Raw genomic sequence first — 25291 nt, forward strand, 5'->3', positions numbered from 1 at the left:
CTTGACGCACCGTCAGGACAGGACCGACCGGGTGCGCGGGAGGACAGGCAGTGGACTTCACCTTCACCGAGGAGCAGCAGGCGGCCGTCGAGGCGGCACGGGCCGTGTTCGCGGACGTCGCACCCGACGGCGTGCCCAGCCCCGCGCTCACCCCGGGGGCCGTCGCCGACGACTTCGACCGTCCGTTGTGGGCCAGGCTCGCCGGATCCGACCTGCTGAGCCTGGTCCTCGCCGAGGAGCACGGCGGCGCAGGCCTGGACGCCATCGCCCTGTGCCTGGTGCTGCGCGAGGCCGCCAGGGTGCTGGCCCGGGTACCGCTGCTGGAGCACTGCGCCACCGCCATGGCCGTACAGACCCACGGCAGCCCCGAACTGGCCGCCGCCCTGCTGCCCGGCGCCGGGAGCGGAAGCCTCGTACTCACGGCCGCCGCGCACGGCCGCTCCGGCCACGACCCGGCCGAACTCGCCGTCACCGCCCGCCGCGAGAGCGACCGCGGTGACTGGATCCTGGACGGCACCCAGACCGCCGTCCCCTGGGCACACAGCGCCGACTGGATCGCCGTACCCGCCCATGCCGGCGAAGGCGGGGCCGTCCTCGCGCTCGTCCCGCGCACCGCCGGGGGACTCGCCCTCGCCGAGCAGGTCTCCACCAGCGGGGAGCGGCTTGCCGAACTCGCCCTGGACGGCGTACGGGTGGCCCCCACGCACCTCATCGACGCCCCCGGCGCCTGGGACAGGCTCCGCCAGCTCCTCGCCACCGGGACCTGCGCCCTCGCGCTCGGCCTCGGCGAGGGCGTCCTCACCATGACCAGCCAGTACACGAGCAAGCGCGAGCAGTTCGGCTTCCCGGTGGCCACCTTCCAGGCCGTCGCCGTCCAGGCCGCCGACCGCTACATCGACCTGCGCGCCATGGAGGTCACCCTCTGGCAGGCCGCCTGGCGGCTCGACGCGGATACGGGCGGCGCCGGCGGCCCGCTGCCCGCCTCCGGTGACGTCGCGGTAGCCAAGATCTGGGCTTCGGAGGGCGTCCGCCGGGTCGTACAGACCGCCCAGCACCTGCACGGCGGCTTCGGCGCCGACACCGACTACCCACTGCACCGCTACCACGCGTGGGCCAAGCAGCTGGAACTCCAGCTCGGCCCGGCCGCCGCGCACGAGGAGGCCCTGGGCGACCTGCTGGCCGCCCACCCCCTCGCCTGACGACGGCTACAGCACGAAGGCCGGGTTCCCGCTGTCCGTCACCATCGGGCGCCCTGCACCGTCCCAGGCCTGCATGCCGCCGTCGACGTTCACCGCGTCGATCTCCTGGCGCACCAGGTACTGGGTCACCTGCGCGGAGCGGCCGCCGACCCGGCACATCACGTACACCCGGCGGCCGTCCTCGACGGCTTCCGTCAGCTCACCGAAGCGGGCCACGAAGTCGCTCATCGGGATGTGCAGAGCGCCCTCGACATGGCCGGCAGCCCACTCGTCGTCCTCACGGACGTCGAGGACGAACCCTTCGGAGGGCACCGCGGCGGCGTCCACCGAGGGAAGCGGTCCGAAGTTCATACGTCGCCTTCTCTCCTCGCAGATGGTGGTTCCAACCTATCCGACACCGGCGCGGTCCCCGCCGGCGTTCGAGGCGCCGGGCCCGCCGGAGTGCAAGGCGCGGGCCCCCGGGCGGTGCCCCGGAAAGCCCGGGCACAGTCCGAACCCGGGCGCCGCTCGCCCAACGGCGCCGCACCCGGGGAACCGGCCCGGCCTCACCCAGCGGAACGTGCCGCGGCCAACTCCGCCTCCCGCTCGGAAACCTGCGCCAGCAGCTGCTCCGCGATCTCGTCCAGCAGCCGGTCCGGATCCTCGGGCGCCATCCTCAGCATCGACCCGATCGCGCTGTCCTCCAGCTCCTTGGCCACCAGCGACAGCAGCTCCTTGCGGCGCGCCAGCCACTCCAGGCGGGCATACAGCTCCCCGCTCCCGCCCGGCACCGCCTCCTCGGGCGCCGGACCGGCCGCCCACTCCTCCGCCAGCTCGCGCAGCAGCTGCTCCTCGCCCCGCCCGTACGCGGCATTGACCCGCGCGATGAAGGCGTCGCGACGCTCCCGCTCCGCCTCGTCCTGGGCGAGGTCCGGGTGGGCCTTGCGGACGAGCTCGCGGTAGAGGCGGCGTACCTCCTCCGAGGGCCGCACCCGCTCCGGCGGCCGCACGGGCCGGTCGGTGAGCATCGCGGCCGCGTCGTCGGACATCCCGTCCGAGCCCAGCCAGTCGTGGAACAGCTCGTCCACCCCCGGCATCGGCATGACCAGCGAGCGCGCGTCCCGCGCACGCCGAAGGTCCTCGGGATCCCCGGTACGGGCCGCCTTGGCCTCCGCGATCAGCGCGTCCAGTTCGTCGAGCCGCGAGTACATCGGGCCGAGTTTCTGGTGGTGCAGGCGGGAGAAGTTCTCCACCTCGACCCGGAAGGTCTCCACCGCGATCTCGAACTCGATCAGCGCCTGCTCGGCGGCCTTCACGGCCCGCTCCAGGCGCGCCTCGGGACGCTCCTCGCCCGCTTCGCCGGATTCGCCAGGGCCTGTCTGCTCCGTCTGCTCGCTCACCCGGCCAGCCTACGGCCCACCGCAGCGGGCGACGTTTCACGTGAAACATCGCCCGCAGCGAGACCCCGCGCCAAGACCGGCCTAGACCCCGGTCTCCGCCGCGATCCGCCCGGTGCGCACCGCCGCCACCAGGTCGGCGTGGTCGGCCTCGGTCCGGTCCGCGTAAGCCACCGCGAAAGCCGCCATCGCCTCGTCCAGCTCCTCGTTCTTCCCGCAGTACCCGGCCAGCAGCCGCGGATCGACGCTGTGCGCGTGCGCCCGGGCCAGCAGGGCCCCGGTCATCCGCCCGTAGTCGTCGATCTGGTCGACGGCCAGCGCCGCCGGATCCACACTGCCCTTGCGGTTGCGGAACTGCCGCACCTGGAAGGGCCGGCCCTCCACCGTGGTCCAGCCCAGCATGATGTCCGAGACCACCTGCATCCGCTTCTGCCCGGCCACCACCCGGCGACCCTCGTGCTCCTCCGGCGGCGAGACGAAGCCCAGCGCGGGCAGGTGCGGCAGCAGCACCGAGGGCCGCGCCTCCTTCACCTGGAGCACCAACGGCTCGCCCCGGTGGTCCAGCAGCAGCACCACGTACGACCGGGTGCCGACGCTCCCGGTCCCCACCACACGGAAGGCCACGTCGTGGATCGCGTACCGGGCCAGCAGCGGCAGCCGGTCCCCCTGGAGCGTGTGCAGGTACGGGCCCAGAGCGGCCGCCACGGCGGCCGCCTCCCCGTCCCCGACCCGGCGCAGAACCGGCAGCGCGTCCACGAAGCGCCGGCTGCCGTCCGCCCCGGCCACCGTCGACTTGGCCGCGAACCGCGCCGAGGTGTTGTTGCGGGCCTTCTCCGAGACCCGCTCCAGGGTGCCCAGCAGATCGCGGGCATCGGTGTGCGAGACCAGCTCCTCGTCCGCGATCGCGTTCCACGCGTCGAGCGCGGGCAGCCTGGCCAGCAGCCGCATGGTCCGCCGGTAGGCGCCCACCGAGTCCAGCGCGGCCGCGCGGCAGGTGTCCTCGTCCGCGCCCGCCACCCGGCCGGCCAGCACCAGCGAGGCCGCCAGCCGCTTCACGTCCCACTCCCACGGACCGAACACGGTCTCGTCGAAGTCGTTCAGGTCGATGACCAGCCGGCCGCGCGCATCCCCGTACAGGCCGAAGTTCGCCGCGTGCGCGTCACCGCATATCTGCGCGCCGACCCCGGTCACCGGACCACCGGACAGGTCGTGGGCCATCAGGCCGGCCGCCCCGCGCAGGAACGCGAAGGGGTTCGCCGCCATCCGGCCCACCCGTATCGGCGTCAGCTCGGGAACCCGGCCGGCATTGGACTCCTCGACCGCCCGCACGGCGTCCGGGCGGTCGGCCGGCGCCTCGAAGGCGGCGTGCGCCGCCCGCGGCACGCGTCCGCGCAGCGCCTTGCCCTCCTGCTTCGGCGAGCCCGCCGCCACCCGCGGCCCGAACCCCGCCACCTCCGGTATCCGCTGCCCCGCTGCCGTCACCATGCGCGCCGCCCCCACCCGTACGTTGATCGCTTCCGGAACGGGCTGACCGTACCTACAGCCCGGCGTCCCTGGCCAGCAGTGCGGCCTGCACCCGGTTCTCGCAGTCCAGCTTCGCCAGGATCCGGCTCACGTACGTCTTCACGGTCGCCTCGCTCATGTGCAGCCGCCGCCCCGCGTCCGCGTTCGACAGGCCCTCCCCCAGCAGCGCCAGGACCCCGCGCTCGCGTTCGCTCAGCGCCGCGACCTGACGCCGCGCCTCCTCGCCGCGCGCCACGGCCTTCCCCGACGCCAGCTGGTCCACCACATGGCGCGTCGCCGACGGCGAGAGGTACGCCTCCCCGGCCGCGGCCGCCCGGACGGCGCCGATCAGCTCGCCCGGCGCCGAGTCCTTCAGCAGGAACCCCGCACCGCCCCGGCCCAGCGCCCGCAGCACGTTCTCCTTCTCCCCGAAGGTCGTCAGGATCGGCGCCCGCACCTGCGGCACGGCCCTCCCCAGCTCGCCCAGCGCCGTCAGCCCGTCCATCACCGGCATCTGGATGTCCAGCAGCATCACGTCCGGGACGTGCGCGCGGGCCAGGTCCACCGCCTCCCGCCCGTTCGCCGCCTCCGCGACGACCTCGATGTCCGGCGCCGAGGTCAGGATCATCCTGATCCCGGCCCGGATCAGCGGCTCGTCGTCGGCGATCACCACTCTGATCACTTCGGCTTGCACCCGCGCTCCTACTGCTCGACCTCGTAAGCCTGCTTGTCCACGAGCTTGCCGTCCTTGAAGCAGAACCGGAAAACCACGTCGGTTCCCAGGGCGGCCGAGTCGTCCCCCGCCGGCAGCGCCAGACACTGCGAGCCCTCCGGCCGGGGCGGCCCCTTGCGGTCCGCCCCGGCGGTCAGGAAGCTGTCGCCGCTCGGCAGCCGGTCGCGCACGGCCTGCTCCGACTCGCCCACCTTCACCGCGTCGAACTCGTCCCGGTCGAGCATGGCATCGCTCATCGAGCCCACCAGCAGGGCCACCGCCGCGCCGACCACGATCACCATGAGCACCACCGCTGCGAAGGCGATGCCGCAGCCCAGCGCGAAGCCGCCGCTGCGGCTGCGCTGCCGTACGGCCAGCTCCCGGTCCACCGCCTCCCAGTCCATCGGCGGCGCACCCCGCAGCCCCCGCGCCTGCGCCTGCGCCTGCTGTCCGAAGTCGTCGGCGACGTCCTCCACCCCGGCCGGCTCCGCCCCGTACGGCAGCACCCCCGCCACCCGGAACCCGCCGCCCTCGGCGGCTCCCGCGTGCACCATCCCGCCGACCAGGCGGGCCCGCTCGCGCAGCCCCGTCAGCCCCTGCCCGCCCGACACCACCTCACCGGCCCCCGGACCGGCCGCCGGACCGTTGGCGATCTCCACCACCAACGAGTCGTCCTCGTACCGCAGCTCCACCGTGATCACGGCCCCCGGCGCGTGCTTGTACGCGTTCGTCAGCGCCTCCTGCACGATCCTGTACGCCGCGTGGTCGCAGGCCGCCACCAGGGGACGCGGCTGACCCGAGACGGACATCCGCACATCGGTCCCCGCGCCCCGCGCCGCCTCCACGACCCCCGCGATCCCGGCCACCCCGCGCGCCGCGGGCTGCGCCGCCTCCTCCACCGGCACCGGCGCCTCGACCCCGTCCCGCAGGATGCCCACCACCTCGCGCAGCTCGTGCATCGCCGCCACCGACGCCTGCCGCAGCACTCCCACCGCCTCGCGCTGGCGGTCGGTGAGTTTCTGATCCACCTCCAGCGCACCGGTGTGCACCGAGATCAGCGCCAGCTGGTGGCCGAGGCTGTCGTGCATGTCCTGGGCGATCCGCTGCCGCTCGCGCAGCCTCGCCTGCCCGGCGACCATGGCCCGCTCGCGCAGCAGCTGCCCGTTGTGCTCCTGGAGCGCGCGCAGCAGCGTCCGGCGCTGCGACCAGTACCGGCTGGCCAGACCCGGCATCACCGTCGTCGCCAGGAACATCAGGGTGGAGAACACGACCACCAGCAGCGGCCGCATCTGCGACCACTCGTGCAGCACGCTCAGGCCGACCGACGCGAGGAAGGCCAACGTGAAGGCCGCCCCCGCCCGCCCCACCCCGACGATCCGGCGCCCCGCAGACCAGCCGAGCAGCCCCGTGATCAAGACCGTGCCGGGCAGGAACGCGCTCAGCGCCGAACCCACGACGAGCGTCGTCGCCGGCATCCGCCGACGCAGCAGGGTCAGCACCACCACGACCACGACGCTCGCCAGCATCCGCCGCCCGGAGCCGTTGTCGAGCTCCTCGACGCCCAGACCGAGCACGGCCAGGATCCCCGCGAGCGCCAGGTCCCCCGCCAGCATCCGCCGGTTCCAGGGCTCCGGCCCCCTCAGCCAGTCCCAGCCCGCACGCGTCATCGCCTTCGCATCCACCCGGCCGACCCTAGACACCCCCGCGCACCGCCGGCCGCCCTCTTTCGTCGCGCGCTTCGCGACGAAAGTCGGACGACCGGGACCACGACCCGCTCACCCCGTCCTGATCACCCGTCAGCGGCGGCAGTTGACCGTGGCCTACGTCACCCCCACCATCCGCCCGCACCGGCCGGGCCGGACCGGCCGGACCGCCCGCGGACGCACAACACGAAACGGCCGCCACCGCTTTCGCGATGACGACCGTTTCGTCGATGTGGGCGAGGGGGGATTTGAACCCCCACGTCCCGAAGGACACTGGCACCTGAAGCCAGCGCGTCTGCCGTTCCGCCACTCGCCCGAGCAGCACCCCAGTGGATCTTCCCTTTCGGGCCGTTCCCCTGGCGACGTCGAAACATTAGCACGGCGGACGGGGTGGAATCACATCGCTTTCCCCGCACCCCCGCACCCCGCCCTGGACGGCCCCTCCCGCACTCCGCTCCCGGTGCGGGACACTGTCCCTGGGGCGCCCCTACGATCCTTGTGAGGACCAACACTCGTCCCCACAGGACCGATGGGGAACCACCCGAATCCGCCACGCGTGGATACGATCAGTAAGCAGTACAGGGCGACAACGACGGAGGAGGTGCCCCATGGGAGTTCTGAAGCGGTTCGAGCAGCGACTCGAAGGTCTGGTGAACGGCACCTTCGCCAAGGTGTTCAAGTCCGAGGTCCAGCCGGTGGAGATCGCCGGAGCCCTCCAGAGGGAGTGCGACAACAACGCCACCATCTGGAACCGCGAGCGGACCGTCGTCCCCAACGACTTCATCGTCGAACTCAGCGCCGGTGACTACGACCGCCTGAGCCCCTACTCCGGGCAGCTCGGCGACGAGCTCGCGGGCCTCGTCCGCGACTACGCCAAGCAGCAGCGCTACAGCTTCATGGGCCCCATCAAGGTCCACCTGGAGAAGGCCGACGACCTCGACACCGGGCTCTACCGGGTCCGCAGCCGCACCCTCGCCTCCAGCACCTCCCAGCCGCAGGCCTCCCAGGGCCTGCCGCAGGGCGGTCCGGCCGGCCAGGGCGGATACGGCTACCCCCCGGTCGCCGCCCCGCCCATGCCCAGCGCCCCGCCCCCCGGCGGACCCGGCGCCCGGCGGCCCGCCCCGAGCGGATCAGGCGCGGCAGCACCCGTACCGGCCTCCGGTGCCCAACGGCGCCACTGGATCGAGATCAACGGCACCCGCCACCAGATCTCGCGCCCCACGCTCGTACTCGGCCGAAGCACGGAAGCCGACGTGCGGATCGACGACCCCGGCGTCTCGCGCCGGCACTGTGAGATCCGGACCGGAACGCCCTCGACGATCCAGGATCTCGGGTCCACCAACGGCATCGTGGTGGACGGGCAGCACACAACCCGCGCTACGCTCCGCGACGGCTCGCGGATCGTCGTGGGCAGTACCACCATCATTTACCGGCAAGCCGAAGGGTGAAGCGGGGGCAATGTCAGAGCTGACCCTGACGGTCATGCGGCTGGGTTTCCTAGCCGTTCTGTGGCTGTTCGTCATCGTGGCCGTCCAGGTCATCCGCAGCGACCTCTTCGGAACGAGAGTGACGCAGCGCGGCTCCCGCCGCGGCGGCGCGGGCAACACCCCGCAGCAGCCGGGGCGCCAGACCGCGCCACCGCAGCAGCGCCAGCGCCGCGGTGCGCCCACCAAGCTCGTCGTCTCCGAGGGCACCCTCACGGGAACCACCGTGGCCCTCGCAGGCCAGACGATCACGCTGGGCCGCGCCCACGACTCGACGATCGTGCTGGACGACGACTACGCGTCCAGCCGCCATGCCAGGATCTACCCAGACCGTGACGGCCAGTGGATCGTCGAGGATCTCGGGTCCACCAACGGCACGTATCTGGACCGGACCCGGCTGACCACCCCGACGCCCATTCCGCCGGGCGCCCCGATCCGCATCGGCAAGACCGTCATCGAGCTGCGGAAGTAGTACGAGAATGAGCGAGCGGAGCGAGCGCGCGGCGGAGATCCGTCCCACCGAGGAAACGGACACGTGCGCGCTCCCGACCGGAGGGTGGGCAGTGTGGCTCGAGACCGGTTGTACCCGGAGCCGACCGGCGAGGTGCGCATGAGTCTGTCCCTGCGATTCGCCGCCGGATCGCACAAAGGCATGATCCGCGAGGGGAACGAGGACTCCGGCTACGCCGGACCGCGCCTCCTCGCGATCGCCGACGGCATGGGAGGCCAGGCCGCCGGCGAGGTCGCGAGCTCCGAGGTGATCTCCACCCTCGTGCAGCTCGACGACGACGTCCCGGGCTCCGACATCCTCACCTCCCTCGCCACGGCAGTGCAGCGCGCCAACGACCAGCTGCGCGTCATGGTCGAGGAGGACCCCCAGCTCGAAGGCATGGGCACCACGCTCACCGCCCTGCTGTGGACCGGCCAGCGCCTCGGCCTCGTCCACGTCGGCGACTCCCGCGCCTACCTGCTCCGCGACGGCGTCCTCACCCAGATCACACAGGACCACACCTGGGTGCAGCGCCTCGTCGACGAGGGCCGCATCACCGAAGAGGAAGCCACCACCCACCCGCAGCGCTCCCTCCTCATGCGGGCGCTCGGCAGCGGCGACATCGTCGAACCGGACCTCTCCATCCGCGAGGTCCGCGCCGGCGACCGCTACCTCATCTGCTCCGACGGCCTCTCCGGCGTGGTCTCCCACCAGACCCTCGAAGAGACCCTCGCCGACTACCACGGTCCCCGCGAGACCGTGCAGTCCCTCATCCAGCTCGCCCTGCGCGGCGGCGGACCCGACAACATCACCTGCATCGTCGCCGACGTCCTCGACACCGACAGCGGCGACACCCTCGCCGCCCAGGTCAGCGACACCCCGGTCGTCGTCGGCGCGGTCGCCGAGAACCAGCACCAGCTCTTCGACGGCGGCAACGCCATGCAGACCCCGGCCGGCCGTGCCTCGAACCTCGGCCGCCAGGCCGCTCCGCCCGCCGGCGCCTTCGGCCCCCCCGGCAGCGGCGAGGCCAACGGCTACGGGTACGCCGACCAGGGCCAGGGCGGCGCGTACGGCAGCTTCGGCGAAGCCGACGCCTACGACGCGGACCCCGGCTACGAGGACACGTACGACCACCCCCGCCGGCGCCGCAGCAAAGGGCGCAAGTGGACCACGCGTACCCTGATCCTGCTCCTCGCCGCCGGCGTCGTCGGCGGGGGCCTCTACGCAGGCTGGCGCTGGACCCAGACCCAGTTCTACGTCGGCGTCAAGGGCGACCACGTCGCCCTCTTCCGCGGCATCAGCCCGAAGCTCGGACCGCTGGAGCTCTCCAAGGTGGAGACCGACCGCTCCGACATCGAACTGAAGTACCTGCCGCCCTTCAAGCGGAAGCTCGTCGAGGCCGCCACCATCAGCGAAAGCAAGCTCGACGTCGCCCGCGAGAAGCTCGACGACCTCGGCGTCCAGGTCTCCGCCTGCAAGAAGGACGAGGAACGCCGCAACGCCGAGGCGCAGAACCAGACACCGGGCTCCACTCTGACTCCCGCGGAGCAGCAAGTGGTCAGCCTCTGCGGCAAGCAGTAGACACCCGCGGGCACAGGGGGCCTGCCACACCATGAGCGTTGTCACCAACACGACCACCATCGGCGCCATCGAGCTGCCGAGCCGGCGGAACACCGAGCTCCTGCTGCTCGGCTTCGCCGTGGTCATCCCGATCTTCGCCTACGCCAACGTAGGCCTGGCGATCCACGGCGAGCTGCCCCCCGGCATGGTGCTCTACGGCCTCGGCCTCGGCGCCCTCGCCGGGATCGCCCACCTCGTCGTACGCCGGTACGCCAAGTACGCCGACCCGCTGCTGCTGCCACTGGCCACGCTCCTCAACGGGCTGGGCCTCGTCCTGATCTGGCGCCTCGACCAGTCCGAGCGGCTGCAGAACCTCGCCAAGCGCTCCTTCGGCCTCTTCACCCCCTCCGCGCCCCGCCAGATGATGTACACGGCGGTCGCCATCGCCCTGTTCGCCGCCGTCCTGCTCATCCTCAAGGACCACCGCGTCCTGCAGCGCTTCACGTACATCTCCATGGCCGGCGCCCTGGTCCTGCTGATCCTGCCCGTCATCCCGGGTCTCGGCGCCGACGTCTTCGGCGCCAAGATCTGGATCAGCGTCGGCGGCTTCTCCATCCAGCCCGGCGAGTTCGCGAAGATCGTCATCGCGATCTTCTTCGCCGGCTACCTCATGGTGAAGCGCGACGCCCTCGCACTGGCCAGCCGCCGCTTCATGGGCCTCTACCTGCCGCGCGGCCGCGACCTCGGCCCGATCCTGATGATCTGGGCGATGAGCCTGCTCGTCCTCGTCTTCGAGAACGACCTCGGCACCTCGCTGCTCTTCTTCGGCATGTTCGTGATCATGCTGTACGTCGCCACCGAGCGGACCAGCTGGATCGTCATCGGCCTGCTCATGTCCGTCGGCGGCGCCACCGTCGTCGGCGCCACCGCCAGCCACGTCAAGGCCCGCGTCAACGCCTGGCTCGACCCCTTCGCCTGCTACTCCAAGTCCGGAGCCTGCGAACAGGTCGGCCAGTCGATCATGAGCTTCGGCTCCGGCGGCGTCCTCGGCACCGGCTGGGGACAGGGCAACTCCGACCTCATCGGCTTCGCCGCCAACTCCGACTTCATCTTCTCCACCGTCGGCGAAGAGCTCGGCCTCGCGGGCGTCATGGCCTTCCTCCTGCTCTACGGCCTCATCATCGAGCGCGGCGTCCGCACCGCCCTCGCCGCCCGCGACCCCTTCGGCAAGCTCTTCGCCATCGGACTCTCCGGCGCCTTCGCCCTCCAGATCTTCGTCGTCGCCGGCGGAGTCATGGGCCTCATCCCCCTCACCGGCATGACGATGCCCTTCCTCGCCTCCGGCGGCTCCTCCGTCCTCGCGAACTGGATCCTCATCGCCATCCTCATCCGGATCAGCGACACCGCACGCCGACCTGCCCCGGCCCCCGCCCCGTCCCCCGACTCCGAGATGACCCAGGTGGTCCGCCCGTCATGAACAAGCCCCTGCGCCGCATCTCGCTGTTCTGCGGGCTGCTCGTCCTCGCGCTGCTGATCCGGACCAACTGGCTGCAGTACGTCCAGGCCGAGGAACTCAGCACCCGCAAGGAAAACCGCCGGGTCCAGATCGCCCAGTACGCCACCGAACGCGGCAACATCATCGTCAAGGGCGAGCCGATCACCGGCTCGGCGGTCACCGACGGCAGCGACTACAAGTACAAGCGGACCTACACCGACGGCGCCCTCTGGGCCCCCGTCACCGGGTACGCCTCCCAGGCCTTCGGCTCCACCCAGCTCGAATCCCTCGAAGACGGCATCCTCACCGGCAACGACGACCGGCTCTTCTTCGACCGCACCATCGGCATGTTCACCGGGGAGAAGAAGCAGGGCGGCAACGTCGTCACCACCCTGAACCCGGACGCCCAGAAGGCCGCCTTCAAGGCCCTCGGCAACAACAAGGGCGCGGCCGCCGCCATCGACCCGCGCACCGGTGCCATCCTCGCCCTGGTCTCCACCCCCTCCTACGACCCCTCCCGCTTCGCCGGCAACTCCAAGACCGACGAGAAGGCCTGGGTCGAACTGAAGGACAGCGAGGACAAGAACCTCGTCAACCGCGCCCTGCGCGAGACCTACCCGCCGGGCTCCACCTTCAAGGTCGTCACCGCCGCCGCCGCGCTCGAGAACGGCGTCGTCAAGGAGATCAACGACCCGACGGACACGCCGGAGCCGTACTTCCTGCCCGGCACCAAGACCGTGATGGAGAACCACGCCAAGGGCTGCGAGAAGGCCAGCCTCAACGAGGCCCTGCGCGTTTCCTGCAACTCCGTCTTCGCGAACATGGGCGACAAGGTCACCCGCGACAAGATGGTGGAGACCGCCGAGAAGTTCGGCTTCAACAACGACAAGATCGACATCCCGGTCCGCGCCTTCGCCAGCGTCTACGACAAGAAGATGGGCAAGGACGGCAACGCCCTGAGCTCCATCGGCCAGTTCAACACCGCCGCAACGCCGCTCCAGATGGCCATGGTCACCGCCGCGATCGCCAACGACGGCAAGCTGATGAAGCCGTACATGGTCGACCAGCTCACCGCGCCCAACCTCGACGTCATCGAGAAGCACTCGCCGCAGGAGATGAGCCGGCCCCTCTCCGCCGCCAACGCGCAGAAGGTCCAGGAGATGATGGTCAACGTCGTCGAGAAGGGCACCGGCGACAAGGCCAAGATCAAGGACGTGAAGGTCGGCGGCAAGACCGGCACCGCCCAGCACGGTGAGGGCAACAAGAAGCGCCCGTACGCCTGGTTCATCTCCTACGCCGAGAACCCGGACGGCACCTCGCCCGTCGCCGTCGCCGTCGTCATCGAGGACAGCAGCGCGGACCGCGAGGACATCAGCGGTGGCGGCCTCGCCGCCCCGGTCGCCAAGGCGGTCATGGAAGCCGTACTGAAGAGCCAGGGATGATCCGGGGATATCCAGAGATGACCCCGGTATGACGGACCGCCGGAACAGAGTGATCCACATCACTGATCCCGGCCGGATCCGAGCGTACGGTACCGGTCCAGTATCAGCCTGTGGCCACGAACCGATCACAGACGATCGGCCGGTAGCCTTTGCGCGAACAGCACACCGCCGGACCACACACAGGTGCGGTCGGGACTGACGGAGAGGGCTGCAACGTTATGGAAGAGCCGCGTCGCCTCGGCGGCCGGTACGAGCTGAGCCACGTGCTCGGCCGCGGTGGCATGGCCGAGGTCTACCTCGCCCACGACACCCGGCTCGGCCGTACCGTCGCCGTCAAGACCCTGCGCGCCGATCTCGCCCGCGACCCGTCCTTCCAGGCCCGGTTCCGGCGCGAGGCCCAGTCGGCCGCGTCGCTGAACCACCCGGCGATCGTCGCCGTCTACGACACCGGCGAGGACTACGTCGACAACATCTCCATCCCGTACATCGTGATGGAGTACGTCGACGGGTCCACCCTGCGCGAGCTGCTGCACTCCGGGCGCAAGCTGCTGCCCGAACGCACCCTGGAGATGTGCATCGGCATCCTCCAGGCCCTGGAGTACTCCCACCGCGCCGGCATCGTGCACCGCGACATCAAGCCCGCCAACGTGATGCTGACCCGCACCGGCCAGGTCAAGGTCATGGACTTCGGCATCGCCCGCGCCATGGGCGACTCCGGCATGACCATGACGCAGACGGCCGCCGTCATCGGCACCGCCCAGTACCTCTCCCCGGAGCAGGCCAAGGGCGAACAGGTCGACGCGCGCTCCGACCTCTACTCCGCCGGCTGCCTGCTCTACGAGCTGCTCAGCGTGCGGCCCCCGTTCGTCGGCGACTCCCCCGTCGCCGTCGCCTACCAGCACGTCCGGGAAGAACCGCAGCCCCCGTCGAACTTCGACCCCGAGATCACGCCCGAAATGGACGCGATCGTCCTGAAGGCGCTGGTCAAGGACCCCGACTACCGCTACCAGTCCGCCGACGAGATGCGCGCCGACATCGAGGCCTGCCTCGACGGCCAGCCCGTCGCCGCCACCGCCTCCATGGGCACGGCCGGCTACGGCTACCCCGACCAGGGCCACGGCTACGGACACCCGGGCTACGACCAGCCCACCACCGCACTGCGCGCCGCCGAGTCCGGCCAGACCTCGATGATGCCGCCCATGCCCCCGGGCGACGGCGGCTACGGGTACGGCGACCAGGGCCACGGCGGCTACGACCAGGGACCGCACCGCCGCCAGAAGAAGAGCAGGGTCTCCACGATCCTGCTCGTGGCGGCCGGCGTCCTCGTCCTGGTCGGCGCGATCCTCATCGGCCGCTCCCTCTTCAGCGGCGGCGCCGACAACCGGCCCGCCGTGCCCAAGCTCATCGGTTCGACCTTCGAGCAGGCGCAGAAGAGCGGCGAGAACGTCGGCCTCAAGGTCGTCAAGGGCGCCGACGAACCCTGCGACCAGCCCAAGGGCAGCGTCTGCAAGCAGAGCCCGGAGGCCGACACCAAGGTCGACAGGAACTCCACGGTCACCGTGACGGTCTCCTCGGGCGCGCCCAAGGTGTCGGTCCCCGACGTGCTCAACCTCAAGTACGAAGAGGCCGAGAAGGCACTGAAGGACAAGGGCTTCCAGGTCGACCGCAAGGTCCAGGAGTCCGAGCGCACCCCCGGGATCGTCCTCGACCAGACCCCCAAGGCCGGCGGCGAGGCGGAGAAGAACAGCGTCGTCACGCTGACCGTCGCCAAGGAGCAGGCCAAGGCGATCGTCCCGGACCTCAAGGGCAAGAGGCAGGACGAGGCGGAGAAGGCCCTCAAGGCCGTCAAGCTCAAGCTCGGCTCCGTCACCGAGGTCGAGTTCCCCGGAGCCGCGCCGCGGACGGTCGTCGATCAAGGGTCCCAGCCGGGCGAGCAGCTCGAGGTGGGCAAGACGGTCAACATCACGATCGCCAAGGCCGCGCAGCAGACCCAGGTCCCGAACCTGGCCGGCAAGACCGTCGCCCAGGCAAAGGGGGAACTGGCCTCCAGGGGCCTGACCTTCGGCAGGGTCATCTCCGGCCCGACGGACGACAACGCGGTGGTGATGCTCTCCGACCCGGCCGCGGGCTCCCCGGCCACCACCGGCCAGGTGGTCAACGTCTACACGACGCCGGGCGGCCAGCAGGACGGCGGCAACGGCATCTTCGGCGGCCTGACCGGCGGCGGCCGCCGCTAGAAGAAGCGACACCGAGGTACCGAGGTCCGGCCCTTCTCCCAGGAGAAGGGCCGGACTTTTCACGTACGTGTCTTCAGTACGAATTCGTTGACCCGGACGGGGGTGGGGCATCGGACGCCGCCCGGGAGGGACGGATCATGATGACGAGCTCGCAAGCAATGTCCGAGTACGAAGTCCAGCGCACGCCCTGTGGATAACTTTGTCCACAGCCCCCGCTGCGACGAAGGTCGTCCACCGGGCCGATGTGGCCCTCTACGTGGCCACGTGCGCCTTCACACGCGAAGCCCTGGCCCATAGCCGCCCAGGGGGCGTCACAGCCGTCCACAGGGGCCTTCTGGGGCCTAGCGAAGCTCCGCCGGCAGCGTCCGCTTCGCGTCCACCTTCTCCGTGCGGACCAGCTCGCCCCACACCACGTACCGGTACTTCGACGTGTACACCGGCGTGCACGTGGTCAGCGTGACGTAGCGGCCCGGGGTGGCTTTGCCCGACTCCTTCGGGAGCGGGTTGATCACATCCACGTTGTACTTCGACGTCTGGCGCAGCTCGGCGAAAACCTTGTACACGTACCAGGTGTCCTTGGTCTCGAAGACGATCGAGTCGCCGTTCTTCACCTTGTCGATGTTGTGGAACTTCGCGCCGTGCCCGTCCCGGTGCGCGGCCAGCGAGAAGTTCCCCTTGTCGTCCCACGGCAGCGCCGACTTCACCGGCTGCGTGTAGTAGCCCGCGACCCCGTCGTCGAGGACGTCCGGGTCCGTGCCCGGCTTGACCAGCACCTCACCGTTCTTCATCGCCGGTACGTGCAGGAACCCGATGCCGTCCTGGGTGTCCAGCGCGCCCGGGGCAGCCGATGGGGGGGCCTGCGTCTGCCACTGCTGGCGGATCTCGTCGCCCCGCGCCGACGCCTCCCGGTCCGCGAGGACGTTCGTCCACCACAGCGAGTACGCGACGAACAGGCCCAGCACCAGGCCCGCCGTGATCAGGAGTTCACCCAGCAGGCTCAGGAACCCGGCGAGCACACTGCGGCTGCCGGCGGGCGGAGCCGCGGCGCGGCGGCGTCGGGCACGAGACACTGCTGATTCGTCCTTAGGGCGGCTACTGGCTGGTCAGCGCGGGCGGAGGACCCTGGCTGCGGGGGCGTTCACCGGTCATCCTGCCCCATACGATCATCCGGTACGTGCTGGTGAACTCCGGGGTGCAGGTCGTCAGCGTGATGTACCGGCCCGCCGAGGTGAATCCCGACCCCTCCGGCACCGGCTTCAGCACCGACACGTTCGTCGGCGGCGTCTGCGCCAGCGCCGAAGTCATCTCGTAGGTGTAGTAAGCGTCGCGCGTCTCCACCACGACGGGATCCCCCGGCACCAGCCGGTTGATGTAGCGGAACGGCTCCCCGTGGGTGTTGCGGTGGCCCGCCACCGCAAAGTTGCCCTGCGCGTCCGCCGGCATCGCCGTCTTCAGCGCACCCTCGCCGTAGTGCCCGACCATCCCCCGGTCCAGCACCTTCGGCTTGCTGATCCCCTCCGCCACCGGCACCTTCACGTCCAGCTTCGGGATGTACAGGATCGCGAAGCCCTGCCCCGGCTCGAACGCCGACACCGCCGGCGCGCCGGCCCCGCCCGCGCCGGCGTCCGGGTCCCGCTGCCACGTCTGCTGGAGCGAGCCCGCGGCCCCGCTCGCCGTCCGCTCCGCCACGATGTTCGTGTACCAGAGCTGGTAGGCGACGAACAGCAGCATCACCAGGCCCAGTGTGATGAACAGTTCCCCGCCCAGCCGGCTCGCGACCACCAACGGGCCACCCGAAGCCGGCCGCCTACGGCGCCGCCCGCCCCGCCTCCGGGTCTGCCGGCCGGCCCGCTTGGCGGCCTCCTGAGCCGCCCTGCGCCGCGCAGCCCGGCCCCCTGTGGGCGCGGACGGCGCGAGCGAGGTCACGCGACGGCCTTGCCCACCACCGGGGCCAGCCCCACCGAGCGCTCCACGGCACCCGCGTCACCGCACCGCACCAGCCAGTTCGCGAGCATCCGGTGGCCCCACTCCGTCAGCACCGACTCGGGGTGGAACTGCACACCCTCCACGTCGTGCTCCCGGTGCCGCAGGCCCATGATGATCCCGTCCTCGGTGCGCGCCGTGACCTCCAGCTCCGCGGGCAGGGTCTGCGGCTCGGCGGCGAGGGAGTGGTAGCGGGTCGCGGTGAACGGCGACGGCAGACCGGCGAAGACACCCAAGCCCTCGTGCACCACCGGCGAGGTCTTGCCGTGCAGCAGCTCCGGAGCCCGGTCCACGACCCCTCCGTACGCCACCGCCATCGACTGCATGCCCAGACACACACCGAAGACCGGGACTCCCGTCTGCGCACAGTGACGGACCATGTCGACGCAGACCCCCGCCTCCTCGGGCGTCCCCGGCCCGGGGGAGAGCAGCACGCCGTCGAAGCCGTCCTGCGCGTGCGTGAGTTCGACCTCGTCGTTGCGCAGCACCTCGCATTCGGCGCCGAGCTGGTAGAGGTACTGGACCAGGTTGAAGACAAAGCTGTCGTAGTTGTCTACAACCAGAATGCGCGCGCTCACGGAGTGGCTCCTGATCCCTCGTCCACCGTTACATCGTTGAACGGAAGGAGCGGCTCGGCCCACGGGAAGACGTACTGGAACAGCACGAACACCACCGCGAGGACCAGTACGAGTGAGATCAGCGCGCGCACCCACGCGTTGCCCGGCAGATGCCGCCAGATCCAGCCGTACATTCCGTCCGCATCCCTCTCGCTCCACGCACCGCAGGGGCGGTACGCGAACAGACTAAAGGCAGCGGCCCGGCCGGGTGGGTCAGCTGCGCAAACCCTCCGGCCTGCCCTGCCCCACGAGGCGCGTGCCGGTCAGCTCCGCCCACACGACCAGCCGGTGGCTGTGGCCCCACTCGGGGTCGCAGGTCGTCAGCGTCAGATACCGGCCGGGCGTCGTGAACGGCGATTTCCGGGGCACCGGGTCGACCACCCCGACCTCCGTCGGTAGCGTGCGCAGCGGCCCGCCGCGCACCGTGTACGTGTACCAGGTCGTGGCGTCCTTGAGGATCACGGCGTCCCCCGGGCGCAGTTCGGGGAAGTCCTTGAAGGGGTCTCCGTAGGTGCGCCTGTGACCCGCCACCGAGAAGTTGCCGGTGGCGCCGAGCGGGGCTGTGCCGGCGTAGTGGCCGAGGCCCTTCTTGAGCAGCTCGGTGCCCGTGCCCTCCAGTACGGGCTTGTTCCAGTCCGGGCCGAAGCGGGGGACGTACATCTCGGCGAAGGCCCGGCCGGCCGGATAGCCCTCCGGTGCCGTGGGCCGGGACGATTCCTGCGCCGGCGCGTCCGCGGGAGCGGTGGCCGGGGCGGGCGCGGGGGCGGGGGCGGCCGCCGGCGCCGCCGCCCAGTGGTCGCGCAGCCGGGCCATCTCGCCGTCCATGGCCCGGTCGGCCTTGACCCCGGTCCACAGCAGGACGTAGGCCACGAACAGCACGATGACCGTGCCCGCCGTCAGGCACACCTCGCTGAACGTCCGTACCACCACGCGGAGTACGGCGTCAGGGCGAACTCGTCTCCGAGGAAGGGGCCAGCGGCTTCGCATAGTGGAGGTCCACTGTGCCGGAGTAGCCGGGAAGTGTCAGCGCCTTGTGCTCGTCCACTTTCCAGCCGAGTCCGTACGCGTTCACGTACAGCTGGTAGTTCTGCAGGGCCGGGGAGGCGGCGAGGGCCTTGCGCAGCGCGCCCGGGTCGCCGACCGCCGAGATCTTGTACGGCGGCGAGTACACCCGGCCCTGGAGGATCAGGGTGTTGCCGACGCAGCGGACCGCGCTGGTGGAGATCAGCCGCTGGTCCATGACCTGGATCCCCTGGGCTCCGCCCTGCCAGAGGGCGTTCACCACCGCCTGGAGGTCCTGCTGGTGGATCACCAGGTCGTTGGGCTGCGGCTCGGGAACGTTCGGGATGCGGGCGGTGGCGTTCGGCGGGGCGTCGTTGAGGGTGACCGTCAGGCCCTTGCCGGACAGCTCCTCGGTGCCCGACGCCGCGCGCAGAGCCGCCAGCTTGGCGTCCTCGGCCTTGGTGCTGCCGTCGTCGCGCTCGGCGAGGGCGTCCACCCGCCGGCGTACCGGCCCGAGGCTCTCCTCCAGCTCGCCATTGCTCTGACTGCGTTCCTCGATGAGGTCCGACAGCTTGAGGAGCGAGGCGTCCGTCCGGATGTTCGTACCCTTGGAGGTGTTGAAACTGGTGACGAAGAGCAGCCCGGCGAGGGCGAAGACGGCGGCCGTCAGCAGCCGGACCGGTCTGGCCCGGCGGCGGGGACCCGCGGAGGAGTCGTCGGAATTGCTCAACGTACCCTTCTCCTTCAACGCCACAGGTCCACTACGCTAACGGACGCCCGGGGCAGGCAAGGTCCCCAGCGCATCGACAGGAGAGCCCCTCGTGCCGAAGTCACGTATCCGCAAGAAGGACGACTACACGCCTCCGCCCACGCGGACGCCGCAGTCCATCAGGCTGACGAACCGCAGCTGGGTCGCTCCGGTGATGCTGGCACTCTTCCTGATCGGACTCGCGTGGATCGTGGTCTTCTACGTGACCGAGACCCAGCTGCCGATCGAGGCGCTGCACAATTGGAACATTGTGGTCGGTTTCGGATTCATCGCGGCGGGATTCGGCGTCTCCACGCAGTGGAAGTAGCACCAAGCGCCCGCTGAGGGAAGCTCTCCCCATGAGTTATCCACAGCGTCATCCACACCTGAGGAAAAGACAGAAGATCTGTGGATAACTCTGTGGAGAGTTGACGCCGGTGTGATCAGGTGAGTTCCGCGGTCCGGATCAGGATCACCGCTGCCACCAGCAGGAACACGACCACGCACGTCCCCCACTGGATGAGTGTGCGATTCCTGCCGGCAGCGGGCCGGAGCAGGCCCAGACCCACCAGGGCGCCGGTGACCAGCCCTCCCACGTGCGCCTGCCAGGACACGGTGAGGCTGCCGCCGATCGGCACGAAGGTCAGCACCAGCATCAGCACGACCATGATGATCACCGGCCGCATCTCGTAGCGCAGCCGGCGGGCGAGGACCACGGTGGCGCCGAGCAGCCCGAAGACCGCGCCCGAGGCGCCGAGGGTCGGGGTGTTCGGCTCGGTCAGCAGATAGACGAGGGCGCTGCCGCCGAGGCCCGACAGCAGGTAGACGGCGAGATAGCGGGACCGGCCCAGTGCCGCTTCCAGCGGGCCGCCGATCACCCACAGGCCGATCATGTTGCCGATGATGTGCCACCACTCGACGTGCAGGAACACCGAGGTCAGCAGGCGGTGGTACTGGCCGGTGGAAACCCCTTCGACGGGGGATCCGAAGAATTCCACGTACCGGCCGATCAGCTCCAGCTGGACCACGACCGCCGGAGCCACCAGACCCGCGAGGAACACGGCGGCATTGATGCCGATCAGGCTCTTGGTGACCAGGTGCGGATCGGCGGCGACCACCCCGCCGGCGATGTTGCGCGGCGCGTTCGCGGTCGTCCGGTGGCCGGTTCCGGAGCCCTCCCGGACGCATTCGGGGCACTGGAAGCCCACCGAGGCGCTGATCATGCACTCGGGGCAGATGGGGCGCTCGCAGCGGGTGCAGCTGATCCCCGTGTCGCGGTCCGGGTGGCGGTAGCAGCCGGGCAGACGGTCGGTGTCCATCGGTTCCCTCGATCGGCGGCGAGGCGCGGGCACGCCCCGCCGGTCCGGTACGGCCCCACACTTCGTACGCATGCAGGACGGACGGGCGGGGCCCAAAGGTTCCCGGTGTCAGCGCTTCTCGATGACGACCGACTGGATGATCACGTCGTCCACCGGGCGCTCGGTGCGCGGGTTGGTGGTGCTGGAGGCGATGGCGTCCACGATCTTCTGGCTGGCCGGGTCGGTGACCTCGCCGAAGATGGTGTGCTTGCGGGTCAGCCAGGCGGTGGGCGCGACGGTGATGAAGAACTGCGAACCGTTGGTGCCGGGGCCCGCGTTGGCCATGGCCAGCAGGTAGGGCTTGGTGAAGGCCAGGTCGGGGTGGAACTCGTCGGCGAACTGGTAGCCCGGGCCCCCGGTGCCGTTGCCCAGCGGGTCGCCGCCCTGGATCATGAAACCGCTGATGACACGGTGGAAGACGGTGCCGTCGTAGAGCGGGTCCGTGGTCTTCTGGCCGTCGGTGGGGCGGGTCCACTCACGGGCGCCCGTGGCGAGCTCCACGAAGTTCCGGACCGTCTTCGGGGCGAAGTTCTCCAGCAGCTCGATCACGATGTCGCCGCGGTTGGTCTTCAGGGTGGCGTAGAGCTTCTCGGCCACGTGGTCTGCCTTCCTTAGTCATCACTGTCGGTCCAGATGGTCGCACGCAGCGCAGCGCGGCACAGAAATCGTCCACCCGTATGCCCTGTCACGCATGCCGGGCGACGGTAAGGCAGGCATGATCCGACAAAGGGTGGAAAGGTGAACTGTGTCCGCCACCGAGGAGGAGGATCCCGTGACCCGCAAGGACAGCGTGCGCCTGGCAGCCGAGAACGCCAGGGAGAGTGTGCGGCACGCGGCGGAAGTGGTGGCGCCGTACGCAGGAACCGCCAAGGATGCCGCCGTGCACTACGTACAGGAGGCGAATGAGCGGCTGGCGCCGATGGTGTCGCAGGCGGCCAACGAGGCCGCGCGACAGGCGCGTACGACGTACGACTGCCACGTGCATCCCCGGATCAAGTCGGCGCGCGCCCATGTGCCGCCGAACGTCGACCGGGCGGCAACGAAGGCCGTGAAGCAGACGCGCTTGGTGGCGCGGCAGGCGGCCGACTACACCCAGCCGAGGATCGAGAGCGCGATCGCCGCCGCCACTCCGGTGGCCGAGGAGGCCGCCTCGCGGTCGACGGCGGCGTCGCTGGCGGCACTTGCCGCGCTGCGCGGTCAGGTGTCGTCCAAGGAAGTGCAGCGCCTGGTGCGGCGCCATGAGCGGCGGGCGCGCAGGGGGCGGGTGCTGCGCGGTGTCGCGCTGACCGCCGTACTGGCGGGCGCCGCGTTCGCGGCGTGGAAGTGGTGGGACCAGCAGTCGAACCCGGACTGGCTCGTCGAGCCGCCGGCGGCCACGGAGGTGCCGGCGGCCGACGCCGGGGCGGCGAGCTTCGACGACGAGCTGGCGGCGAAGGAGCGCGAGGCGGGTTCGGGGCCGGCTGCGGGGGACACGCAGCTCTGACCCCGGCTGGCGAGGTACGGCGAAGGGGCCCGGATCCTGGTGGATCCGGGCCCCTTCGGCTGACTGTCCGGCAGGTCAGCCGGGCAGGGTCAGGACCATGCCCGGGCGGATGAGGTCGGGGTTGGGGCCGACGACGCCCTTGTTCATGGCGTAGAGCTCGCGCCAGCGTCCCTCGTTGCCCAGCTCGCGGCGGGCGATCGCGGAGAGCGAGTCGCCCGGCTTGACGGTGTAGGTGCGCTGTTTCCCCGCCGTGGGCGCCGGCTTGGGGGCCGCGGGAACGGCCTTGTGCGCGGCCGACGTGGGGGTCGGGGTGTGCGGGGCGCCGGGCGTGGTGGCGGCCGAAGCGGGCTTGGGCGGCGGCATCGGGGCGGGCTTGGGGGCGACGGGAACGGCCTTGTGCGCGGCCGAGGCCGGGGTCGGGGCCGCGGGCTTGGGCGGCGCGGCGGCCGCCATGCGATCGGCGGCCGCGCGGGTGGCCGAGGCCGCGTCGGCCGCCTGGCTCGTGGGAGGTACCGCCGACGCGGAAGCCTGGTGCTGGACCTGCTCGTTCGCCTTCTCGGCGGCCTCGTGTGCCTTCTTCTTGTCGGACTTCAGGAAGTCGAAGAGTCCCATGTGTGTACGCCTCCGGCGTGGTGGTCCCCCTTGGGCGCGGTGCCTTCCCCACTGTCGGCCACCGGGCGCCCGACGGCCCTGTGACGGGGCCGTCCGGGGTACCCGGGCGCGGCGGGTGCGCCGGTCACTGGCGGGCGCGGCGCGCCGGGCGGGGGCTGTCGGAGGGGGTCGCCAGGTCGCCCTCGACGAGGACGCCGAGGGCGCGCAGCAGGGCGGTGCGGTCGGTGTCGGTGAGGGAGGCCACGGCGTCCGCGTGGACCTGGTCGACGATCCGCTGGCTGTCCACGGCGACGGCCGCCCCCTTCTCGGTGACGGCGATGATCCGGGCCCGGCGGTCCTTGGTGGAGGGGCGGCGCTCGGCCAGTCCGGCCTGCTCCAGGGCGTCCACGGTGACGACCATCGTCGTCTTGTCCATGTCGCCGATCTCGGCGAGCTGGATCTGGGTGCGCTCCTCCTCCAGGGCGTGGACGAGGACGCAGTGCATGCGCGGGGTGAGGCCGATCTCGCCGAGGGCGGCCGCCATGCGGGTGCGCAGCACGTGGCTGGTGTGGTCCAGGAGGAAGGAGAGGTCGGGCGCGGTCCGGGTGGGGGCCATGGCAGTCATGGATCCACAGTAACAATTCGATCCGAAGAAAATAGTCTGCAACGAAACTATCTGTTACGGTCTCACTAGTCGCCCTCACTGACTGGAGAGACCGATGCCTGCCGCTTCCACGTCCGCCTCCGCCCCGTCCGGGGCCTCCGCGCCCACCGCTTCCTCCGCGCCCACCGCTTCCACCGCGCCTGCTGTTTCCACGGCGCCTCCCGCTTCCACCGCGCCTGCCGCTCAGACCGATGGCGCCCCGCGTGGACTGCGCTCCCCGTGGACCGCGCTCACGGTGCTCTCCACGGGGATGCTGATGACGGTCCTCGACGGCAGCATCGTCACCGTGGCGATGCCCGCCATCCAGCACGACCTGGGCTTCTCCCCCGCGGGTCTCAGCTGGGTCGTCAACGCGTACCTGATCGCCTTCGGCAGCCTGCTGCTCCTCGCCGGACGTCTCGGCGACCTGATCGGCCGCAAACGGCTGTTCCTGGCCGGGACCGCCGTCTTCACCGGCGCCTCGGTGCTCGCCGGCTTCGCCGCCTCCCCCGCGGTGCTGATAGCCGCGCGCTTCCTGCAGGGAGTCGGCGGCGCGATGGCCTCCGCCGTCGGCCTCGGCATCCTGATCACCCTGTTCACCGAACCCCGTGAACGCGCCAGAGCCATCGCCGTGTTCTCCTTCACCGGTGCGGCCGGCGCCTCCCTGGGCCAGGTGCTCGGCGGGGTCCTCACCGACGCCCTCGACTGGCACTGGATCTTCTTCATCAACCTGCCCGTCGGGCTCGCCGCCCTGCTGCTGGCCCTGCCCGCGCTCCCTTCCGACCGGGGGCTGGGACGGCGCGCGGGTGCCGACGTACTCGGCGCCGTCCTGGTCACCGCCGGGCTGATGACCGGCATTTACGCCGTGGTCAAGGTGGAGCGGTACGGCTGGACCTCCGCGCACACCCTCGGCCTCGGGGCCCTCTCCCTGGTCCTGCTCGCCGCCTTCACCCTGCGCCAGGCGAAGGCCCGTACTCCGCTGGTGCCCTTGCGGATCTTCCACTCCCGCATCGTCGTCGGCGCCAACCTGGTGCAGATGCTGATGGTGGCCGCGCTGTTCTCCTTCCAGATCCTGGTCGCCCTCTACCTGCAGAAGGTCCTGGGCTACGGGGCCGCGGCGACCGGCCTCGCGATGCTTCCCGCCGCCCTGGTCATCGGCGCGGTCTCCCTGGGCGTCTCGGCCCGGCTGAACGCCCGGTTCGGGGAGCGGAACGTGCTGCTGGCCGGTCTTGCCCTGCTCGTCCTGGCCCTGGGGCTGCTGACCCGGCTGCCCGTGCACGCCGACTACGTCACCGACCTGCTGCCCGTGATGCTGCTGGCCGCCGGCTTCGGCCTGGCCCTGCCGGCTCTCACCACTCTGGGCATGTCCGGCGCCGACGACCGCGACGCGGGACTGGCCTCGGGGCTGTTCAACACCACCCAGCAGATCGGCATGGCCCTCGGTGTGGCCGTGCTGTCCACTCTGGCCGCCTCACGCACGGAGTCCTCGGCAAGCTCGGGCAGCACCCCGGCCGAGGCCCTCACCAGCGGCTACCACCTGGCCTTCGCCATCGGCGCCGCCCTCCTGCTGGCAGCGATCACCGCGGCCGCGACCCTGCTGCGCCGTGATGTTTCACGTGAAACACCGGGCGCCCGCTGACCCCGGCCCGCTCCGGCCCGGCTGAT

The 25291-nt window shown here is 71.0% G+C and carries 24 protein-coding genes, 1 tRNA gene and 1 pseudogene; 10 read left to right on the forward strand and 16 right to left on the reverse strand.

The window, feature by feature from the left end:
• Positions 1-50: 50 nt before the first annotated feature.
• Complete coding sequence (locus tag AB0D48_RS00860; protein ID WP_362389445.1) at positions 51-1199, forward strand: acyl-CoA dehydrogenase family protein; 1149 nt, start codon at positions 51-53, stop codon at positions 1197-1199.
• Positions 1200-1205: 6 nt separating this feature from the next.
• Here the strand turns inward: AB0D48_RS00860 and AB0D48_RS00865 are convergent, their stop codons facing one another.
• The 6 genes from AB0D48_RS00865 to AB0D48_RS00890 all read right to left on the reverse strand — a co-directional run bounded on the left by AB0D48_RS00865 (position 1206) and on the right by AB0D48_RS00890 (position 6809).
• Positions 1206-1550, reverse strand: coding sequence for a rhodanese-like domain-containing protein (locus AB0D48_RS00865; protein WP_362389446.1), 345 nt, complete (start codon positions 1548-1550; stop codon positions 1206-1208).
• 194 nt (positions 1551-1744) lie between these two features.
• Positions 1745-2578 (reverse strand): J domain-containing protein, encoded by an 834-nt coding sequence (locus AB0D48_RS00870; RefSeq protein WP_362389447.1) that lies wholly within the window; start codon positions 2576-2578, stop codon positions 1745-1747.
• An 81-nt stretch (positions 2579-2659) separates the two neighbouring features.
• Entirely contained in the window at positions 2660-4060 is a 1401-nt protein-coding gene (locus AB0D48_RS00875; protein ID WP_362389448.1) for a DUF2252 domain-containing protein, read from the reverse strand.
• Positions 4061-4112: 52 nt separating this feature from the next.
• Entirely contained in the window at positions 4113-4760 is a 648-nt protein-coding gene (locus tag AB0D48_RS00880) for a response regulator transcription factor (RefSeq protein WP_362389758.1), read from the reverse strand.
• A gap of 20 nt (positions 4761-4780) precedes the next feature.
• Positions 4781-6457 carry a histidine kinase gene (locus AB0D48_RS00885; RefSeq protein WP_362389760.1) on the reverse strand — a complete coding sequence of 559 codons (1677 nt, stop codon included), beginning with the start codon at positions 6455-6457 and terminating at the stop codon, positions 4781-4783.
• 269 nt (positions 6458-6726) lie between these two features.
• Positions 6727-6809: transfer RNA gene (locus AB0D48_RS00890), tRNA-Leu, on the reverse strand.
• A 292-nt stretch (positions 6810-7101) separates the two neighbouring features.
• Between AB0D48_RS00890 and AB0D48_RS00895 the strand changes: the two genes are divergently transcribed.
• The 6 genes from AB0D48_RS00895 (at position 7102) to pknB (ending at position 15201) form a co-directional block, all read left to right on the forward strand.
• Positions 7102-7941: a DUF3662 and FHA domain-containing protein gene (locus tag AB0D48_RS00895; protein ID WP_362389449.1), complete on the forward strand. Its 840-nt coding sequence runs from the start codon at positions 7102-7104 to the stop codon at positions 7939-7941.
• A gap of 10 nt (positions 7942-7951) precedes the next feature.
• On the forward strand, positions 7952-8449 hold the full coding sequence (locus AB0D48_RS00900) for an FHA domain-containing protein (RefSeq protein ID WP_362389450.1): 498 nt from the start codon (positions 7952-7954) through the stop codon (positions 8447-8449).
• Between the two features lie 93 nt (positions 8450-8542).
• A complete protein-coding gene (locus tag AB0D48_RS00905) occupies positions 8543-10048 on the forward strand; it encodes a PP2C family serine/threonine-protein phosphatase (protein ID WP_362389451.1) in 1506 nt (501 codons plus the stop codon).
• A 31-nt stretch (positions 10049-10079) separates the two neighbouring features.
• Positions 10080-11504, forward strand: a complete 1425-nt coding sequence (locus AB0D48_RS00910) for an FtsW/RodA/SpoVE family cell cycle protein (RefSeq protein WP_362389452.1) — start codon at positions 10080-10082, stop codon at positions 11502-11504.
• On the forward strand, positions 11501-12964 hold the full coding sequence (locus AB0D48_RS00915) for a penicillin-binding transpeptidase domain-containing protein (protein ID WP_362389453.1): 1464 nt from the start codon (positions 11501-11503) through the stop codon (positions 12962-12964). Before AB0D48_RS00910 ends, AB0D48_RS00915 begins: the two co-directional genes overlap by 4 nt.
• A gap of 218 nt (positions 12965-13182) precedes the next feature.
• Positions 13183-15201, forward strand: coding sequence for a Stk1 family PASTA domain-containing Ser/Thr kinase (gene pknB / locus AB0D48_RS00920; RefSeq protein ID WP_362389454.1), 2019 nt, complete (start codon positions 13183-13185; stop codon positions 15199-15201).
• Between the two features lie 341 nt (positions 15202-15542).
• On the opposite strand, the gene AB0D48_RS00925 is transcribed toward pknB, so the two are convergent.
• The 6 genes and pseudogenes from AB0D48_RS00925 to AB0D48_RS00950 form a co-directional block, all read right to left on the reverse strand.
• On the reverse strand, positions 15543-16271 hold the full coding sequence (locus AB0D48_RS00925; RefSeq protein ID WP_362389455.1) for a class E sortase: 729 nt from the start codon (positions 16269-16271) through the stop codon (positions 15543-15545).
• Between the two features lie 22 nt (positions 16272-16293).
• Positions 16294-17103, reverse strand: a pseudogene (locus AB0D48_RS00930) (class E sortase); the annotation flags it as partial.
• 20 nt (positions 17104-17123) lie between these two features.
• Positions 17124-17762: an aminodeoxychorismate/anthranilate synthase component II gene (locus AB0D48_RS00935; RefSeq protein WP_362389456.1), complete on the reverse strand. Its 639-nt coding sequence runs from the start codon at positions 17760-17762 to the stop codon at positions 17124-17126.
• Entirely contained in the window at positions 17759-17935 is a 177-nt protein-coding gene (locus tag AB0D48_RS00940; protein ID WP_030011120.1) for a hypothetical protein, read from the reverse strand. The genes AB0D48_RS00935 and AB0D48_RS00940 overlap by 4 nt, the downstream gene beginning before the upstream one ends.
• A gap of 79 nt (positions 17936-18014) precedes the next feature.
• Entirely contained in the window at positions 18015-18788 is a 774-nt protein-coding gene (locus tag AB0D48_RS00945; RefSeq protein WP_362389457.1) for a class E sortase, read from the reverse strand.
• Complete coding sequence (locus AB0D48_RS00950) at positions 18745-19533, reverse strand: DUF881 domain-containing protein (RefSeq protein WP_362389458.1); 789 nt, start codon at positions 19531-19533, stop codon at positions 18745-18747. The genes AB0D48_RS00945 and AB0D48_RS00950 overlap by 44 nt, the downstream gene beginning before the upstream one ends.
• A 91-nt stretch (positions 19534-19624) precedes the next feature.
• Here AB0D48_RS00950 and crgA point away from each other — a divergent pair, with 91 nt between their 5' ends.
• Complete coding sequence (crgA, locus tag AB0D48_RS00955) at positions 19625-19879, forward strand: cell division protein CrgA (protein WP_362389459.1); 255 nt, start codon at positions 19625-19627, stop codon at positions 19877-19879.
• Positions 19880-19994: 115 nt separating this feature from the next.
• On the opposite strand, the gene AB0D48_RS00960 is transcribed toward crgA, so the two are convergent.
• Together AB0D48_RS00960 and AB0D48_RS00965 are read right to left on the reverse strand one after the other, a co-directional pair.
• Positions 19995-20870: a rhomboid family intramembrane serine protease gene (locus tag AB0D48_RS00960; protein WP_362389460.1), complete on the reverse strand. Its 876-nt coding sequence runs from the start codon at positions 20868-20870 to the stop codon at positions 19995-19997.
• Between the two features lie 108 nt (positions 20871-20978).
• Positions 20979-21506: a peptidylprolyl isomerase gene (locus tag AB0D48_RS00965; RefSeq protein ID WP_362389461.1), complete on the reverse strand. Its 528-nt coding sequence runs from the start codon at positions 21504-21506 to the stop codon at positions 20979-20981.
• Between the two features lie 175 nt (positions 21507-21681).
• On the opposite strand from AB0D48_RS00965, the gene AB0D48_RS00970 reads away from it, so the two are divergent.
• Positions 21682-22392 carry a DUF5324 family protein gene (locus tag AB0D48_RS00970; RefSeq protein WP_362389762.1) on the forward strand — a complete coding sequence of 237 codons (711 nt, stop codon included), beginning with the start codon at positions 21682-21684 and terminating at the stop codon, positions 22390-22392.
• Positions 22393-22467: 75 nt separating this feature from the next.
• Here AB0D48_RS00970 and AB0D48_RS00975 read toward each other — a convergent pair whose 3' ends face one another.
• Both AB0D48_RS00975 and AB0D48_RS00980 read right to left on the reverse strand, forming a co-directional pair.
• A complete protein-coding gene (locus AB0D48_RS00975; protein WP_362389462.1) occupies positions 22468-23004 on the reverse strand; it encodes a LysM domain-containing protein in 537 nt (178 codons plus the stop codon).
• Between the two features lie 124 nt (positions 23005-23128).
• On the reverse strand, positions 23129-23608 hold the full coding sequence (locus tag AB0D48_RS00980) for a MarR family winged helix-turn-helix transcriptional regulator (protein WP_362389463.1): 480 nt from the start codon (positions 23606-23608) through the stop codon (positions 23129-23131).
• Positions 23609-23855: 247 nt separating this feature from the next.
• Here AB0D48_RS00980 and AB0D48_RS00985 point away from each other — a divergent pair, with 247 nt between their 5' ends.
• On the forward strand, positions 23856-25265 hold the full coding sequence (locus tag AB0D48_RS00985; RefSeq protein WP_362389764.1) for an MFS transporter: 1410 nt from the start codon (positions 23856-23858) through the stop codon (positions 25263-25265).
• The last annotated feature ends 26 nt before the right edge of the window (positions 25266-25291 follow it).

This window comes from Streptomyces sp. NPDC048269 (assembly GCF_040652395.1).
Lineage (GTDB): Bacteria > Actinomycetota > Actinomycetes > Streptomycetales > Streptomycetaceae > Streptomyces.

Coding starts and splice junctions, on each gene's coding strand:
- AB0D48_RS00875 (WP_362389448.1), bottom strand. CDS start 4,060: ATGGTGACGGCAGCGGGGCAGCGGATACCGGAGGTGGCGGGGTTCGGG.
- AB0D48_RS00895 (WP_362389449.1), top strand. CDS start 7,102: ATGGGAGTTCTGAAGCGGTTCGAGCAGCGACTCGAAGGTCTGGTGAAC.
- AB0D48_RS00900 (WP_362389450.1), top strand. CDS start 7,952: ATGTCAGAGCTGACCCTGACGGTCATGCGGCTGGGTTTCCTAGCCGTT.
- AB0D48_RS00885 (WP_362389760.1), bottom strand. CDS start 6,457: ATGACGCGTGCGGGCTGGGACTGGCTGAGGGGGCCGGAGCCCTGGAAC.
- AB0D48_RS00960 (WP_362389460.1), bottom strand. CDS start 20,870: ATGGACACCGACCGTCTGCCCGGCTGCTACCGCCACCCGGACCGCGAC.
- AB0D48_RS00980 (WP_362389463.1), bottom strand. CDS start 23,608: ATGACTGCCATGGCCCCCACCCGGACCGCGCCCGACCTCTCCTTCCTC.
- AB0D48_RS00915 (WP_362389453.1), top strand. CDS start 11,501: ATGAACAAGCCCCTGCGCCGCATCTCGCTGTTCTGCGGGCTGCTCGTC.
- AB0D48_RS00975 (WP_362389462.1), bottom strand. CDS start 23,004: ATGGGACTCTTCGACTTCCTGAAGTCCGACAAGAAGAAGGCACACGAG.
- AB0D48_RS00940 (WP_030011120.1), bottom strand. CDS start 17,935: ATGTACGGCTGGATCTGGCGGCATCTGCCGGGCAACGCGTGGGTGCGC.
- AB0D48_RS00865 (WP_362389446.1), bottom strand. CDS start 1,550: ATGAACTTCGGACCGCTTCCCTCGGTGGACGCCGCCGCGGTGCCCTCC.
- pknB (WP_362389454.1), top strand. CDS start 13,183: ATGGAAGAGCCGCGTCGCCTCGGCGGCCGGTACGAGCTGAGCCACGTG.
- AB0D48_RS00945 (WP_362389457.1), bottom strand. CDS start 18,788: ATGCGAAGCCGCTGGCCCCTTCCTCGGAGACGAGTTCGCCCTGACGCC.
- AB0D48_RS00910 (WP_362389452.1), top strand. CDS start 10,080: ATGAGCGTTGTCACCAACACGACCACCATCGGCGCCATCGAGCTGCCG.